This is a genomic window from Streptomyces sp. NPDC031466, from assembly GCF_055581265.1.
In genome coordinates this window covers 99,219-117,118 of the sequence record NZ_JBVIJT010000003.1, presented here as the reverse complement: position 1 = coordinate 117,118, position 17,900 = coordinate 99,219, and the positions used below count along the sequence as shown (strand labels likewise).

At 73.7% G+C, this 17,900-nt stretch carries 5 protein-coding genes; all 5 read right to left on the bottom strand.

The features are described 5' to 3' along the window. Positions 1–14 precede the first annotated feature (14 nt). The 5 genes from ACZ5GP_RS06640 to ACZ5GP_RS06620 all read right to left on the bottom strand — a co-directional run bounded on the left by ACZ5GP_RS06640 (position 15) and on the right by ACZ5GP_RS06620 (position 17,877). Positions 15–497: a DNA-binding protein gene (locus ACZ5GP_RS06640; RefSeq protein ID WP_468749743.1), complete on the bottom strand. Its 483-nt coding sequence runs from the start codon at positions 495–497 to the stop codon at positions 15–17. Between the two features lie 129 nt (positions 498–626). After that, positions 627–1,772 (bottom strand): histidinol-phosphate transaminase, encoded by a 1,146-nt coding sequence (locus tag ACZ5GP_RS06635; protein ID WP_468749742.1) that lies wholly within the window; start codon positions 1,770–1,772, stop codon positions 627–629. Next, a complete protein-coding gene (locus ACZ5GP_RS06630; protein WP_361083824.1) occupies positions 1,769–2,005 on the bottom strand; it encodes an MbtH family protein in 237 nt (78 codons plus the stop codon). Before ACZ5GP_RS06630 ends, ACZ5GP_RS06635 begins: the two co-directional genes overlap by 4 nt. A 52-nt stretch (positions 2,006–2,057) precedes the next feature. Next, positions 2,058–2,816: a thioesterase II family protein gene (locus ACZ5GP_RS06625; protein WP_468749741.1), complete on the bottom strand. Its 759-nt coding sequence runs from the start codon at positions 2,814–2,816 to the stop codon at positions 2,058–2,060. Then, the gene (locus tag ACZ5GP_RS06620) at positions 2,806–17,877 is read right to left on the bottom strand and encodes an SDR family NAD(P)-dependent oxidoreductase (RefSeq protein ID WP_468750143.1); all 15,072 of its coding nucleotides are present in this window, start codon (positions 17,875–17,877) and stop codon (positions 2,806–2,808) included. Before ACZ5GP_RS06620 ends, ACZ5GP_RS06625 begins: the two co-directional genes overlap by 11 nt. Between the last annotated feature and the right edge of the window lie 23 nt (positions 17,878–17,900).

The following is a 17,900-nucleotide window of genomic DNA, read 5'->3' as shown; positions in this document are numbered from 1 at the left end:
TCTCCACCGCGAGTTCAGTGCTCACATTCACCCTTGGGTTCGCTTGCGGCTGGGGTCTTGGGGGGCGGCGGGGCGGTGCCCGCGCCCGGGGTGCCGCGTCCGGCCCGTTTCTGGGCCGCCTGGGGGGACTTGAGCCCGAGGCCGTAGGCGATGTCCTGCCAGGTCAGTCCCATCTCCCGGGCGATGAACAGCAGGCTCGCCTCCAGTACGTCCAGGTCGGCGCGGGCGCGCGGGAGCAGTGTCAGGGCCGCCATGACGTCGGTCCTGTCCATCTCGGGCGCGTCGGCCGGTCGCCTGCCCCCGCCGGCCCAGGAGGCGATGAGGTGGACGGCCTCCTGGGCGGTGAGGCGGGCCGGCGGGCCGGTCGGCTCGGGCCGGTCGCCGGCGGCCAGGCGCTCGGCCACGTGCCGCAGCGCCACGTGCTCCCGGCGGGCGCGGGCGTGATCGGGGTCCTCGGCACGGTGCAGGGCGTCGGGCCCCTCCGCATGATCGGTCATGGGAGGAGACTGGCGACTTCAACCAGTGGTTGTCAACCAGAAGTTGAAACCCCACGGTTGAAACCCCCCGAACGGAGGACACGCGTCCGCCCTGCCTCGCAGGTCCCCTGGTCAACCGGGTCAGCCGGGTCAGCCGAGTGCTGCCGACCGGACGGGGGCGGCCGCTTCGGTGTGTGCGAACCGTGCCGCCGCGGTCAGGAACGCGTCGTTCTCGACGGCGGTGCCGACTGTTACCCGCACCCCCTCGCCGGCGAAGGCCTTGACCAGGATCCGCTGCTCGCGGCAGTGCGCGGCGAGGGGCTCCGCGGCCGAACCGGCTGGCAGCCAGAGGAAGTTGGCGCCGCTGACCGGCACGTCCCAGCCGCTGTCCAGCAGGGCGGCCCGCACCCGCTCCCGCTCCTCGACGAGGTGCCGGCAGCGCTCCCGGACCTCCGGCTCGCACTCCAGCGCGGCGGCCGCCGCCCGCTGCGCGAGGGTGCCGACCGCGTAGGGGACGGCGACGCGGCCCAGCAGTTCGGCCACCGGCGGGGCGGACAGGCAGTAGCCGATCCGCAGCCCCGCGAGCCCGTACGCCTTGGAGAAGGTGCGCAGCGCGACCACGTTCGTACGGCCCTGCCGCAACTGCTCGCGCACCAGGGCGAAGCCGTCGAGCGGGTCGGCCTGACGCCCGGTGAACTCCGCGTACGCCTCGTCCAGGACGACCAGGACGTCCGGCGGCACCGCGGCGAGAAAGCGCTCCACGTCGGCGCGGGACACGGACGTCCCGGTCGGGTTGTTGGGCGAGCAGACGAAGACCAGCCGGGTGCGGTCGGTGATCGCCGCGGCCATCGCCGGCAGGTCCAGGGCGTGCCCGGTGGTCAGCGGGACCCGGCGCACCACCGCGCCCGCCGTCCCCGCCAGGGACGGGTAGACCTCGAACGAGCGCCAGGGGATGAGCACTTCGTCACCCGCCGCGCAAGCGATCTGGATCAACTGCGCGCACAGGCCCACCGATCCCGGCCCCAGCGAGAGCGCGGCGGGCGGCACTCCATGGCGCTCGGCGAGCCGGGCGGTGAGGTCGGCCGAGGCGTTGTCGGGGTAGCGGTTCAGCCCCTGGACCGCGCCGGTGAGCGCGGCCTGCACGGCGGCGGGAGGGGCGAGGGGCGATTCGTTGCAGTCCAGGCGGATCATCCCCGACTCGGTGGCCCGTCCCCGGAACAGCGGCAGGCCGTCGAGGTCCGACCGGACCCGGGGCCGGGCCGCGGGCCGACGGTCCGGGCCCGAGGCGCCGTTCATTCGGCGCGGTCCTCGGCACCGGCCGCCGCGCCCATCGCGTCCACCAGGCTCTTGGGGCGCATGTCCGTCCAGTGCCGGTCTATGTACTCCAGGCACTCGGCCCGCGAGGCCTCGCCGAACACCGTGTGCCAGCCGGCGGGAATGTCGATGATCGTCGGCCACAGGGAGTGCTGAAGTTCGTCGTTGATCAGTACGACATACGCGGCGTTCTCGTCCTCGAACGGATTTGACATCGCCTCTCCGATTCTCTGTGTTCTTTTCTCTGGGATTGCGTCGGAAAGCCTCTCACGGGAGGTGCGGCGCAACAAGGCTGTTCTGTACGAGGCCCAGGAGTTCCGTCGCATTCTCGGCGAGAAAGAAATGGCCGCCGGGAAAGGCACGGAACGCGAAGGCCGCGCGGGTGTGCGGCTGCCAGTCCACGGCGTGTTCCGGCCCCGCCTTCGGGTCCTCGCGGCCCACGAGCACGGTGAGCGGCACCCCGACGCGCGCACCGGGCGGGCACCGGTAGGCGGCCAGCGCGCGGTAGTCGTCCCGCAGGGCCGGCAGTGCCTGCCGCAGCGCCTCCTGGTCGGCGATCAACCGGTCACCGGTGCCGCCGAGGGCCCGCACCTCGGCGAGGATCCGTTCGTCGGTCCACCGCGTCCGCCGGTCCTCCTCGCGCGGGCGGGACGGCGCCCGGCTGCCGGAGGCGAAGAGGTGCCCGACCGCTCCCGGCCGCTCCCGCTCCAGCAGCCGCACGGTCTCGAAGGCGACCAGCGCGCCCATGCTGTGCCCGAGGAAGGCGGTCGGCAGCGCCTGCTCGGCCAGGAGCGCGTCGGCCGCGCCGCGCGCCAGCCCATGGAGGTCGGTGACGGCCGCTTCCGTGCGGCGCCACTGGCGCCCCGGGTACTGGACGCCGATCACCTCCAGGCCGGGGGGCGCGGCGCGCGCCAGCGGGAAGAAGGCGCCGGCGGAACCGCCCGCGTGCGGAAAGCACACCAGGCGGGCTCGTGCGTCCCGGCCCGGATGGAAGGACATCGTCCAGGCGCCCGGGTCAGTGCTCATGGCCGGCCTCCCGCATTCCATCATTTTCCTCTCGGCCGGCATCCCTGTCCCCATTTCTGTTTCCGTATTCGTTTACGTTTCCGTTTCCGTTTCCGTTCGGGGGGTGGCCGACATTCGGCCAGTCCGGGCATTCCTCCCTCAGGTGGCCTGCCAGTGCTTTCGGGGACGGGAAGTCGTAGATGAGGGTGGAGAGCAGGGGGACGCCGGTCGCGGCGACGATGCGGTTGCGCAGTTCGACCGCCCCGAGCGAGTCGAAGCCGAGTTGGGGGAAAAGCGCGTCGGGCGCGACGGCCGCCGGTGAGTCGTGGCCGAGCACCGAGGCGGCCTCCGCGAGGACCAGGTCGAGCAGCGACCCGCGGGGAGCGGCGGTGGGAGGCGCGGCGGTCCCGGCGCCGTTCGCCGCCGCGGTGGTGTTCGCGTGCGCCGGCGCGGGGGTGTCGGGCCGGGCGGCGGGCGGGGGCGTGGTGAGGCGGGCCGCGACCACGACCGGCGCCGCGGTGGCCATGGCCTCGTCGAACAGCGCCAGCCCCCGGTCGGCGGACAGGGCGAGGATGCCCTGGCGGGCGAGCCGCTCGTGATCCTCGGGGCGCAGCCGTCCGGTGATGCCGCTCGCCGGCTCCCACAGCCCCCAGGCGATGGACCGGGCGGGCAGCGACCGGGCGTGGCGGTGCTCGGCCAGGGCGTCCAGGAAGGCGTTGGCGGCGGCGTAGTTGCCCTGCCCGGCCGAGCCGGTCACGCCGGCCACCGAGGAGAACAGGACGAAGGACGACAGGCCGAGGTCCGCGGTCAGTTCGTGCAGGTGCACGGCGGCGACCGCCTTGGCCCGGAGCACGTCGGCCAGCGCGGCCGGGGTCAGGGAGCCGATCGCCGCGTCGCGCGTCGTCCCGGCGGCGTGCACCACCGATCCGATGCGGATCCCCCGCCCGGACAGCTCGTCCAGGAGCGCCGCGAGGGCCTCGCGGTCTCCCGCGTCGCACGCGGCGACGGTGACGGAGGCCCCGAACCCTCTTAGTTCCACCGCCAGTTCAGCGCTCCCGGGGGTCGCCTCGCCGCGCCGGCCGATCAGGACGAGGTCCCGTACGTCGTGTCGCGTCACGAGGTGCCGGGCGACGAGGGCGCCGAGCGTGCCGAGTCCGCCGCTGATCAGTACCGCGCGGTCGGTGTCGAAGTCCCGGACGGTGAGGACCACTTTGCCGATGTGCCGCGCTTCGGCGACGTACCGGTAGGCGGCGGGGGCGTCGCGCACGTGGCGCACGGTGAGCGGCGGGGGCGTCAGTGTCCCGTTCGCGAAGAGCGGCAGGAGCGCGGCCAGCATCCGCTGGATGCCGTCCGGTCCCGCCTGCCGGATGTCGAAGACGGTGTACGCGGCGCCGCCGTGCGCGTTGGCCACCTCCTCGGGGTCGCGCGGGTCCGTCTTGCCCATCTCCAGGAATCGGCCGCCGGGTGCGAGGAGCCGCAGGGAGGCGTCGGTGAGCGGTCCGGCGAGCGAGTTGAGTACGACGTCCATGCCCGCGCCGCCGGTCGTGGCGCGGAAGGCGGCCTCGAAGGCGTCGTCGCGGGAGGAGGCGATGTGGTCGGGGGCGAGGCCCGCGTCGCGCAGCACCGGCCATTTCGCCGGGCTGGCGGTGGCGAAGACGTCCGCCCCCGCGTGCCGGGCGAGTTGGCGGGCCGCGAAGCCGACGGCGCCGGTCGCCGTGTGGACGAGCACCCGTTCCCCGGCGCGGAGCCGACCGAGTTCGACGAGCCCGTAGTACGCGGTGAGGAACGCCACCGGCACGGCGGCCGCCTCGGCGAACGACCAGTGCGCCGGCACGGGTACGAGCAACCGCTCGTCGGTGACCGAGACCGGGCCGATCCCGTCGAAGAGGCCCATCACCCGGTCCCCCGGCCGCAGTCGGCCCGCTTCGGGTCCGACCTCGACGACGACGCCCGCGCCCTCCACGCTCTGCCGCCCCCCGGCCTCGGGCACGCCGGCCCCGGGCTCGACGACGCCCAGCGTGAGCAGTACGTCGCGGAAGTTGACGCCGGCCGTGTGGAGCGCCACGCGCACCTGCCCCTTCCCCAGGGGCGCTTCGGCCTCCGGCCACTCCACCAGGGCCAGGTCGTCGGGGGTGCCGCGGCCGACGAAGTCCAGCCGCCAGGTGCCGTCGCCGGACGGCGCGTCGAGCAGCCGGCCGCTCGTGGGAGTCAGTTCCGGGGCCCGCATCTCGCCGTTGCGCAGGGCGATCTCGGGGAGGCCGGAGCGGATGGCCCCGGCGAGCCGCCGGGCCGACTCCTCGCTCGCGTCGACGTCGATCAGGCGGACCCGTCCCGGCTCCTCCCGCTGCGCACACCGGGCGAGCCCCCACACCGCGGCGGCCGCCACGTCCACGGCCGGGTCGTCGACGGCGGTGGTGACCGCCCCGCGCGTCACCAGGGCGATCCCGCACCGGGCGAGCGCCGGTGCCGCGAGGACCTCCTGGACCACGGCGAGCACATCGGCGGTCACCTCGCGGACTTGGTCCAGCGCACCCGTCGGGCAGGGGACGACCACGGTGTCGGGCACTTCGCCGGGTGCGCGCCGGACCAGTTCGGCGACGTCCGCACAGCGTTCCGCGTCCAGCGTGGGCAAGGCCTCCCATGGCGTACGGGTGGGGGCGGCACCCGGAACGATCAGCGCGTACCGGCCGGGCCGCTCGGTGTCCCCGGGCTGTTCCCCGGCCTCGCTCCCGGGGCGCCGGCCGGCCGCCGTCCAGGTCAGGCGGCGCAGCCGGCTGTCGTCCGCCGACGTCGACGGCGAGCGCAGGGCGAGGCCACCGACCGAGAGCACCGGGTGGCCGTCGGTGTCGGACAGTTCAAGGCCGACCTCGTCCTCCCTCACGGCGGTGAGCCGCACCCGCAGCCGAGGGGTGCTCGGGGGCGCGTGGTGGGTCATGTCCCGCCAGGTGAAGGGGACTCGGATGGCCGGGCCGTGGCCACCGGGGGCGGTGGCCCCGCTCGCGAGGCCGAAGAGTTCGATCGGGTGCAGGGCGGCGTCGAGCAGGGCCGGGTGCAGGCCGAAGAGCGCGGTCTGCGAGGCGATGGGCGCCGGCGGTTCGAGTTCGGCGCAGATGCCGTCGGCCGTGCGCCACAGGGCGCGCAGCCCCCGGAAGGCCGGCCCGTACGCGAGGCCCCGGGCGGCGAGGCGGGCGTAGTCGCCCTCGTGGTGCAGCGGCAGTGGCTCCGCACCGGACGGCGGCCACGTCACCGGCGGGACCGGGGCGGCGGAGCCGTCCGCGGCGGCCAGTACGCCGGTGGCGACGGGCTGCCAGGCGGGGGCGGGATCGGTGGACGGGCGGGCGTGGAGGGTGAAGGGGCGGTGTCCGGAGCCGTCCGCGGCGCGGGCCACCACCCGCAGTTCGATCGCCGCCCGGTGGGGTACGACGAGGGGGCTGGCCAGGACCAGTTCCGCCACCCGGCCGCATCCCGCCTCGCGCGCCACGCGCCAGGCCAGTTCGGCGAGTACGGCGCCCGGCACCAGGGCCTGCCCGGCCACCACGTGCTCACCCAGCCAGGGGAGTTCGGCCGGGTCGAGTCGCCCGGACCACACCAGTTCGCGGGTGTCCGGCAGGTCGAGCGGGCGGTCGAGCACCGGGTGGCCCGTGGCTCGCGGGCCGCTGTCCCCCGCCGGTTCGGCCGCGGGCTCCGTCGGGTTGAGCCAGTACCGCCTGCGTTCGAAGGGGTACGTCGGCAGGGTGGTCAGTTCACCGCCCCAGGCCCCGGCCACCGCGGGCCAGTCCACGTCGAGGCCGGTGGTGAAGCCCGCCGCGAGTCCGTCCACGGCCGTCCGTGCCTCGTCGCGGGCGCCGCGCAGCAGCGGCACCACGACGGCTCGGCCCTGTGCCTCGTCCCGCTCGGGGTCCTCGGCGAGATCGGTGAGGACCGTCGACGCCATGGACGACAGGGTGCTGTCGGGGCCGATCTCCACGAAGTGACGTCCGCCTTCCGCGCGGGCCGTGGCGATGCCGTCGGCGAAGCGGACCGGGCGCCGGATGTGGTCCGCCCAGTAGTCGGGCGACATCAGCTCCGCCGCCTCCGCCATCCGACCGGTCACGTTCGACACGAGCGGCAGCCTGGGCCGCCGGTACGTCAGCCCCGCCGCGACGTCCCTGAACTCGGCGAGGATCGGCGCCATGAGAGGCGAGTGGAAGGCGTGGCTGACCGTGAGCGCCGTGGTCCGGTGCCCGGCGGCCTTGAGCCGCGTGGCCACGGCCGACACCGCGTCGCCCGCGCCCGAGAGCACCACCGCCCGGGGGCCGTTGACGGCGGCGACGCCCACCTCGTCCGCCAGGCCGGCGAGCAGCGGTTCCACGTCGCTCAGGCCCGCACGTACCGCCACCATCGTGCCGCCCGAGGGCAGCGACTGCATCAACCGGCTGCGCGCCGCCACGAGTTGGGCCGCGTCCGCGAGGGAGAGGACGCCCGCGACATGTGCGGCGACCAGTTCGCCGACGGAGTGCCCCAGTACGATGTCCGGCCGCACCCCCCAGGAGCGCACCAGCTCGTACAGCGCGTACTCGACGGCGAACAGCGCGGGCTGGGTGAAGGCGGTCCGGTGCAGGGCCGCCGCCTCGGCGGACGCGGGGTCCGCGAAGACGACGGGGGCCAGCGGGCGCTCCAGGTGCGGGTCGAGGGCGGCGCACGCCTCGTCGAAGGCCGCCGCGTACGCCGGGAACCGCTCGTGCAGTTGCCTGCCCATGCCGGGCCGCTGCGTGCCCTGCCCGGCGAACATCAGGACCCGGCGTCCGTCGCCGGGGCCCACCACCCCCCGTACCGACGCGGCGGCGGAGCGGTCCTCGGCCAGCGCGGCGAGGCCGTCGAGGAGCCCGGCCCGGTCCTCGGCGACCACGGCCGCGCGGTGCTCGAACCCGCACTGCACGCGGGCCGCGGTGTAGGTGACCTCGGCGACACCGGGGACGGCGGCCGGGGCACGACCTCGCAGACCCCGCGTCGTGGACGGCGAGCCGGCCGGATCCCGGGTACTGGCCGGTGCGGCCGCCAGACCTTCCGCGCCTTCCGGCGAACTTGGCAGGCATTCGGCGCGGGACGGTGCATCTGGCAGGTCCTTGACGCCGGACGGTGAACTCGGCAGTCCCTCGGTGCCGGACGGCGCGCCGGGCGAGTCCGGTGCACCTGACGGTGCGCTCGGCGGACTCTGCGAGTCGGCCGGACCGCTCGGCAGGCCCCCCGAGCCGACCGGACCGATGAACGCCCTTCGCGTTCCCGGCCGTTCGCTCAGCAGGCCCCCCGGACCAGCCGATCCACCCGACAACCGCGAGCCGGACAGCCCGCCCGGCAGGTCCTCCGAGCCGGCCGGTCCACTCAACGCTGCCGACGTGTCGGACCGTTCGCCCGGCAGGTCCCCCAAGCCGGCCGGACCACTCAACGCAGCTGGCGTGTCGGACCGTTCGCCCGGCAGGTCCCCCAAGCCAACCAGTCCACTCGGCGCGTCCCACGTGGTGGGTCGTCCGCTCAGCAGGTCATGGAGGCGGCGGGCCTGCGTACGCAGCGCCGTCGGGGTCTTCGCCGACAGCACCAGCGGCAGCGCACCGTCGCGATGGTCGACCGCGGGGGCTTCACGCCCGTCCCGGCCCGCAGGGTCGTTCCGTACGTCCGCGACCGCGAGGGCACTCCCCGCGCCCCGGCCCACGGCGTCGCTCCGTGCCCCCGCGACCGCGGGGGACGACACCTCGGCAGGTGGTTCTTCGAGGATGACGTGCGCGTTGGTACCCGAGATCCCGAACGAGGACACCCCCGCCCGACGCGGCCTGCCCTCCACCCCCTCCCACGCGACCTCCCGCGTCAACAACCGCACCGAACCCCACTCCACCCCACCCACCGGCTCCACCACATGCAACGTCCGCGGCAACACCCCATGCCGCAACGCCTCCACCATCTTGATCACACCACCCACACCCGCCGCCGCCTGCGCATGCCCGATATTCGACTTCAACGACCCCAACCACAACGGCCGCCCCACCGGCCGCCCCCCACCAAACACCGACACCAAAGCACCCACCTCCACCGGATCCCCCAACACCGTCCCCGTCCCATGCCCCTCCACCACATCCACCCCCGACGCCGACACCCCCGCATCCACCAACGCCCGACGAATCACCCGCTGCTGCGCCACCCCACTGGGCGCCGTCAACCCATTCGACGCACCATCCGAATTCACCCCACTCCCCGCCACCACCGCCAACACCCGATGACCCAAACGCCGCGCCACCGACAACCGCTCCACCAACAACATCCCCACACCCTCAGACCACCCCGTCCCCGAAGCATCCGAAGAAAACGAACGACACCGCCCATCCCCCGACAACCCACCCTGCCGAGAAAACTCCACAAACGCACCCGGCGTCCCCATCACCGTCGCCCCACCCACCAACGCCACATCACACTCACCCGACCGCAACGAACCCACAGCCAAATGCAACGCCACCAACGACGACGAACACGCCGTATCCACCGTCAACACCGGACCCTCAACACCCAACACATAAGCCAAACGACCCGACAACATCCCCCCAGCAGAACCCGTCAACAAATACCCCCCAGACCCCCCACCCCCCTCCCACAAACGCGGCCCATACTCATAACCCATCCCCCCCACAAAAACCCCCACCCCACCACGCCCACGCAACGAACCCGGCGCCACCCCAGCCCGCTCCAACACCTCCCACGAGACCTCCAACAACAACCGCTGCGCCGGATCCATCCCCGCCGCCTCCCGCGGCGACACACCAAAAAACCCCGCATCAAACAAACCCACACCCTCAACAAAACCCCCCTCCCGCACACCACACACCTCACCCGACAACACCCCACCACCCCACCCACGATCCACCGGAAAACCAGACACCACATCCCCACCCGACACCACCACATCCCACAAACCCTCCGGCGAAACCACCCCACCAGGAAAACGACAAGCCATCCCCACAATCACCACCGGATCAGCGGAGGAATCCGTGTCCTTCGACGGCGTACGCGTTTTCGTGCGGACCGGTGCAATGGCCGGAGTGTTTTCGGCCGTCGGTTCTTCGGATGGCGGGTCCGCGAGCAAGGAACCCAGGTATGTGCCGAGGGCGGCAGGTGTCGGGTGGTCGAACACCACGGTCGGCGGCAGTTTGAGGCCCGTCACCTCACAGAGCCGGTTGCGCAGTTCGACGGCCAGCAGGGAATCGAAACCGGCCTCCCGGAACGCGAGCCCGGCGTCGACGTCACCGCTTCCGCCCCGCACCTCCCCCGCGATCGACAGGACGAGTCGACGGCTCTGAGTCGTCCGCTCGCCCTCCGGGAGTTCGGCCAGCCGTCGTGCCCACGGCGTCCCCGCCCGCCCGGCGGCGGCCGGCGCGGTGCCACCGGCATGAGCCTGTACGGCAGCCGAGGCCTGGACCGAAACCGGGGCCTGGACCGAAGCCGGGGTCTCGACGGATGCCGGATCGAGTGCTGCGGCGACCACGGTCGGCAGGCTCGGGTCAAGAGCGCGGGCGGCGTCGTACATGCGCAGCCCGCGGGCCGCGTCGAGCGGCCGCAGCCCGGTGCGGCGCCCGAGGCGTTCGACGTCGTGTGCTGTCAGCCGGCCCGCCATCCCGTCCGGCAGGTCCCACAGGCCCCACGCCAGCGAGCGGCCCGGGAGGCCGAGGTCGGCGCGGTGCCGGGCGAGGGCGTCGAGGAAGGTGTTGGCCAGGGTGTAGTTCCCCTGCCCCGCGGCGCCGAGCGTGCCGGTGGCGGAGGAGAACAGGTCGAAGAAGGCGAGCGGGGCGGAGCGGGTCAACTCGTGCAGGTGCCAGGCGGCATCGGCCTTCGGGCCGAGCACGCCGTCCAGCTGCTCCGACGTCAGCGACCGGATGGTGGCGTCCTGGACGACGCCCGCGGCGTGGACGATCCCGGTCAGCGGGTGCTCGGCGGGGACGGAGTCGAGGACCGCGGCGAGCGCCTGGCGGTCACCGCAGTCGCAGCCGGCGATGCGCACCTGGGCGCCCATGCCGCGCAGCTCGCGCGCCAGGTCGTCGGCTCCCTCGGCGCGGGGGCCGCTGCGGCTGGTCAGCAGCAGGTGCCGGACGCCGTGCCGGGCCACCAGGTGCCGGGCGATCCGGGCACCGAGCGCGCCGGTGCCGCCGGTCACCAGAACGGTGCCGTGCGGGGGCATCGGCGTGGGGACGGCCCCGGCGGCGTCCGGCGCCACGGCCCGGCGGGGTACGGGGGCCATGCGGGGAACCAGCAACATTCCGTCCCGCAGGGCGAGTTCGCCGTCCTCTCCGGCCGCCACGGCGGTCAGCACCTCGCGCGCCGGACGGGGCTCTTCGAAGATCCCGTTCAGGTCGAGGTCCTGGTCCAGGTCGAGGAGCACGAAGCGGCCCGGATGCTCCGACCGTGCCGTGCGGACCAGGCCCCACAGCGGCGCGTGGACCAGATCCACCGGCATCTCGGCGGGCCCCGCGCCCGCGCGTACCGCCCCTCGCGTCACGAGGACCAGCCGGGTGTCAGCGAACCGGCCGTCGGCCAGCCAGTCCTGAAGCAGCTTCAGCGTCCGGTGCGCCGCGCGGCGAACGGCATCGGGCACCCCCGCTTCCCCGCCCCCGGTGGGCGACGGCAGGCAGGGCACCAGGACGGCGGCGGGCGCCGGGGCGCCGGCGTCGAGACGCGCGCCCGCCTCGGCCACGTCGGCGACGACGGTGAGCCCCGGACGCGGGACGGATCCGAGCACCCAGCACGCGTCGACGTCCAGGGCCGCGTCCGACGCGGCGCCTGCCGCCGAGGGGCCCCACGTCACCTGCAGGAGCGTGTCGTCGGCGGGACCGTCCGCAGCGGCCCGCAGCACCAGCGTGTCCACGGCGGCCATCGGCGTGCCGTACTGGTCCGCGATCCGCAGCGACACCGTGTCCGGGCCGACGGGCGACACCCGTACGCGCAGTTCCGTCGCGTCACCGCCGTACAGCCGTACGCCGCTCCACGCGAAGGGCAGCCGCACGCGACCGTCGGTCGCGCCCTGCCACACGGTGGCGTGCAGCGCCGCGTCGAGGAGCGCCGGGTGCAGGCCATGGCCCGACGTGTCGGTGCCCTCGGGCAGCCGTACGTCGAGGTACACGTCCTCGCCGAGCCGCCAGGCGGCCCGCAGACCGCGGAAGGTGTCGCCGTACGCGTATCCGGCCTCGGCCAACTCCACGTATAGGCCCGACAGTTCGACGGGTGTGGCGCCCGGCGGCGGCCAGGCGGCGGGGGCGGGGTCCGCGGGGACCCGGGGGGCGCGTGGCGCGAGGGTTCCGGAGGCGTGACGGGTCCAGGCGCCGGATCGGTCCTCCTCGGCGCCTCGCGCGGCCGCTCCCTGGGCGCGGCCGGGACGCGCGTACACGGTGAAGGGCCGCTCGCCCGTCTCGTCGACGGCGCCGACGACGAACTGGAGCTCGACCGTCTTGCCGTCGTCGGGGACCCGGACCGGTGCCTCCTGCGTCAGTTCCGTGACCGTCGCGGCGCCGTCGAGTGCGGCGATGTGCGCGGCCAGTTCGACCAGCGCCGTGCCCGGCAGGACCGTGTGCCCGTCGATCCTGTGGTCGGCCAGCCAGGGGTGCGTGAGGGTGGACAGCGTGCCGGTGAACGCCTGCGCGTCGCGGTCCGCGAGCGTGACGGCGGTGTCGAGCAGCGCGTGCCCCCCGCTGTGCGCGGGGCGCGGCGGGTCGGCGTTCAGCCAGTACCGCTGCCGCTCGAACGGGTACGTCGGCAGGACGACCAGGGGACGCCTCGGGATGACCGCCTGCCAGTCGATCGGCATGCCTCGCGTGTAGGCGGCGGCCAGCGCGCCCAGGAGCCCGCCCGTGGCTTCCGTGCCGGGCTTCAGCGCGTCCAGTGCCGCCGTCGCCGGTCCGTCGGTCGCCTCCCTGTCGTCGGCGTCCCTGCCGGGGTGGGCCGTGCGGAGCCCAGAGGCGGCCGGCATCGCCAACAGGGTTCGACGGCCACCGGCGGTCACGTGCCGCAGCGCCGCGTCTAGTGCAGTCGGCTCCGGTACGGCGTGCAGCCAGTACTCGGTGGTCAACGCCCGCGGCCAGTCGAGTGGTTCGCCGGTCAGTGGCGAGCACAGGTCGATCTTCGTGCGGCGTGGGGTCACCGTGGCCACGGCCGCGCGCAGTTCCTCGGCGGGCCCCGGGCGCACGAAGGCCGCGCAGATGCGTGCCGCGTCGTCCAGTGTCAGTGCCCCGGCGACATGAGCGGCGACGATCTCTCCCACGCCTTGCCCCAGTACGGCGTCGGGCCGCACACCGCACCGCTCCCAGAGCCGCGCGAGGGCGGTTCCCACGACGAACGCCACGGCCTGCGGGGGCTCGGCGGGCCCCAACTCGCGGACGTCACGCCCGAGATGCACCGCCAGGGCGGCCGCACACTCGCCGACGCACTCGGCGAAGGCGGGGGCGGTGGCGAGCAACTGCCGTGCGGTGGAGGCGAGGTCGGGATGCGGAGTATCGGCCACACACTCCGTCGCCCCTGTTCCGGAGCCGCCGCCGGCTTCGGCTTCGGCGGTCGCGAGGTCGATTCCGGCACCGAAGACGAACACGGCCCGGCTGCGCCCGCTCGCGGTGCCGGTCAGCAGCAGGGGGTCCGGTCGACCGGCGGCCAGCGCGTCCAGCGCGGGCCGGTAGTCGCCGTCGGCCCCGGGCAGGACGGCGGCTCGGTGGTCGAACCCGGACTGTACGCAGGCAGCGGTGTACGCCACGGCCGACGGTTCGACAGGACCGTTGTGGTCGGCGGAATTCTGCGCACTGTCGGAAAGGAAGTCACCCAGACGCCGTGCCTGCGCCCGCAGGGCCGTCGGCGTCTTCGCGGACAACACCAGCGGCAACGCCAAGGCGTCGCCGGCCTCCCCGGCAACACGGTCCGGACCACCGCCATGGTTCCGGTCACCGGCACCGCCCCGGCCACCCGCATGGTTCCCCTCGCCGGCACCGCCCCGGCCACCCGCATGGTTCCCCTCGCCGGCACCGACCCGCTCACCCGCATCCCGCATGTCGCCGGCCTCGGCATGGCCGCCCGCATCGCGCCGGACGCCGCCGATCTCACCCGGGGCGCCGGCCCCGTCCGCGACGCCCGCACCCGGAACGTGCCCGGTACCTCGCGCGTCCCGGAGGATCGGTGCCACGCCCTTCGCCCCGTCCGCCGCCGTCTCGAACTCGTCGAACTCAGGTGGTTCTTCGAGGATGACGTGCGCGTTGGTACCCGAGATCCCGAACGAGGACACCCCCGCCCGACGCGGCCTGCCCTCCACCCCCTCCCACGCGACCTCCCGCGTCAACAACCGCACCGAACCCCACTCCACCCCACCCACCGGCTCCACCACATGCAACGTCCGCGGCAACACCCCATGCCGCAACGCCTCCACCATCTTGATCACACCACCCACACCCGCCGCCGCCTGCGCATGCCCGATATTCGACTTCAACGACCCCAACCACAACGGCCGCCCCACCGGCCGCCCCCCACCAAACACCGACACCAAAGCACCCACCTCCACCGGATCCCCCAACACCGTCCCCGTCCCATGCCCCTCCACCACATCCACCCCCGACGCCGACACCCCCGCATCCACCAACGCCCGACGAATCACCCGCTGCTGCGCCACCCCACTGGGCGCCGTCAACCCATTCGACGCACCATCCGAATTCACCCCACTCCCCGCCACCACCGCCAACACCCGATGACCCAAACGCCGCGCCACCGACAACCGCTCCACCAACAACATCCCCACACCCTCAGACCACCCCGTCCCCGAAGCATCCGAAGAAAACGAACGACACCGCCCATCCCCCGACAACCCACCCTGCCGAGAAAACTCCACAAACGCACCCGGCGTCCCCATCACCGTCGCCCCACCCACCAACGCCACATCACACTCACCCGACCGCAACGAACCCACAGCCAAATGCAACGCCACCAACGACGACGAACACGCCGTATCCACCGTCAACACCGGACCCTCAACACCCAACACATAAGCCAAACGACCCGACAACATCCCCCCAGCAGAACCCGTCAACAAATACCCCCCAGACCCCCCACCCCCCTCCCACAAACGCGGCCCATACTCATAACCCATCCCCCCCACAAAAACCCCCACCCCACCACGCCCACGCAACGAACCCGGCGCCACCCCAGCCCGCTCCAACACCTCCCACGAGACCTCCAACAACAACCGCTGCGCCGGATCCATCCCCGCCGCCTCCCGCGGCGACACACCAAAAAACCCCGCATCAAACAAACCCACACCCTCAACAAAACCCCCCTCCCGCACACCACACACCTCACCCGACAACACCCCACCACCCCACCCACGATCCACCGGAAAACCAGACACCACATCCCCACCCGACACCACCACATCCCACAAACCCTCCGGCGAAACCACACCACCAGGAAAACGACAAGCCATCCCCACAATCACCACCGGATCAGCGGTGTGATCTCCCACCGGATTGGCGATGGCTTTGCGGGTGGAGTCACGAGTGGGGTCAAGGGTTTCATTGATGGTGGAATTGCTGGTGGCGTCGCCCTGAAGAGTGGCCAGGAAATCCCCGAGGGCCAGCGGGGTCGGGTGATCGAATACCGCTGTCGAAGGAATGTCCAGGCCGGTCGCCTCGGACAACCGGTCCCGCAATTCCGACAACATCATCGAATCGAAGCCCGCGTCCCGGAACGCCGCTCCGCCGTCGAATTCACCGCCACCGAGCACCTCGCGCACCACCGAGAAGACGGTCTCCTCGGCGGAGACCTCGGCGCGGGGCGTGGTCCCCGACGGCGCGGACCCGGACACCGGGGACCCGGCCGTTTCCGCACCCGCCTCGGGCCACCAGTACGACTCCCGCTGGAAGGCGTACGTGGGCAGCTCGACGACCGTGGGCCGCGTGCCGGCGAAAGCGGGGCTCCAGTCGATCCGGACACCCCGTACGTGCAACTGCGCGGCGGTCGCCACGAGGTCCGGCCGGGCCAGTGCGCCGTCCGGGGTGCTCCAGACCCTGGCGTCCGGCGCACGGACGCCGAGCCGTCCCGTGGCGTCCAGCCACCAGGTGTCGGCGGCGGCCTCCCCGGTGAACTCCACGCTCTCCGACGGCACTTCGCCCGCGGCGACCAGACGGGCGCCCTCCTCCGGCGTCAGGAGACCACGGCTGACCGCGGCGGCCACCGCGCCGGGCCCGCGCGGGGCGCTCACCGCGTCGGGGCGGACACCGTACGCCCGCCAGACCCCCGCGAGCGCCAGCGTGACGGCGTACACGCAGGCCGCGGCTGCCTGCGGGCCGGACGTCTCGGTCCCGGTGCCGCGCAGCACCTCGGCGACGGACGCCAGGCCGTAGGGGGCGAACAGCGCGTCGTACTCGGCGAGGGCGGCGTCGAACCCGGGCGAGGAGGACAGCAGCGCGCGCCCGGCATCCAGGCACGCGTCGGCCGTCCCCGGGAACACCAGGGTCAACGGCCCGGTCGACGACGCGGCGCTGCCGGTGACGACCGCGTCCGTCGTCGTGCCGAGAGCCAAGGCGTCGAGGGCCGCCACGAAGTCCGCGCGGCCCGCCGCGACGACAACCGCCCGCTCGTCGAAGGCGGTTCGGGTGGTGGCCAGAGAGTGGCCGATGTCCTCGATCCGGCAGGCGGGGTGCGCCACGACGTGCTCCCGGAGCTTGCGGGCCTGGTCCCGCAGGGCCTGTGCGCCACGCCCCGAGAGCACCCACGGCACGGGCGGCGTCGGAGGCTGCCCGCCGTCGGCGGGCCGGCCCGGAGCGGGCGCGGCGATCGGCGTCGCCTGCGGCGCTGCCGAGACGACGACGTGGCAGTTGGTGCCGCCCATGCTGAAGGAGGACACCCCGGCCACCTGCTCCGCGCCCTGTGGCGCAGGCCACCGCTCGGCCCGCGTCTGCACGCGCAGGCCAAGGCCGTCGAGATCGATCTCGGGGTTGGCCGACTCGAAGTTGAGGCTGGCGGGCAGGACGCCGTGGGACAGGGCCAGGGTGACCTTGAGCAGGCCGGCGATGCCCGCGGCCGCCTCCAGATGGCCGATGTTGGTCTTGACCGAGCCCACCCGGAGCGGCTCGCGGCCGCGCCGCCGGGGGCCGAAGACCGCGCCGAGGGCGTTCGCCTCGATGGGGTCGCCCACCTTCGTGCCGGTGCCGTGGAGTTCGACGTACTGCACCTCCTCGGGGGTGATCCGCGCCTGCCGGTGGGCCGCGAGCAGGGCGTCGGACTGCGCCGCCGCGCCGGGTACGGTCAGCCCCGCGCCGTGGCCGCCGTGGTTGACGGCGCTGCCCCTGATCACCGCGTGGACGCGGTCGCCGTCGGCCAGCGCCTTCGCCAGCGGTTTGAGTACGACGAGACCGGCGCCCTCGCCCCGTACGAAACCGTTGGCGCGGGCGTCGAAGGCACGGCTGCTGCCGTCGGGGGACAGCCCGCCGAAGGCCTCCGCGAGTTCCGCGCCGTCCTCGGTGATGTTCAGCTGCACACCCCCGGCCAGGGCCAGCGACGACTCGCCGCTCCGCAGACTGACGCAGGCCAGGTGCGCGGCCACCAGGGACGAGGCCTGCCCCACGTCGACGGTGAGGCTCGGCCCGCGCAGGTCGAGGGCGTACGAGAGGCGGTTGGCGATGACGCTGCGGTGGGTCCCCGCCAAGGCGTGGTGGGTGAGCGGGGCCGCCCCTTCGCGCCGGATGACACCGGCGTAGTCGTTGGCCGAGACGCCGAGGAAGACGCCGGTGGAGCTGCCGCGCAGTGCGGCGGGGAGTGCTCCCGTCGATTCCAGGGCCTCCCAGGCCAGTTCGAGCGCCAGTCGCTGCTGCGGGTCCATGGCGCCGGCCTCGCGCGGCGATATGCCGAAGAAGGCGGCGTCGAACCGGTCGCGGCCGGGAAGCGTGCCCTCGTGCCTGCCGGTCTCGGGCGAGCGGCGGATGGCCGAGCGGCCCTCGTGCAGCAGGCGCCAGTAGTCGCCGGGCGCGGGGGCCTCGGGGAAGCGACACGCCATGCCGATGATCGCGATCGGCTCGTCCTGCGCCGTCTCCGGCTCCGTCATGCCGTCCGCCACGTGTGCAGCCA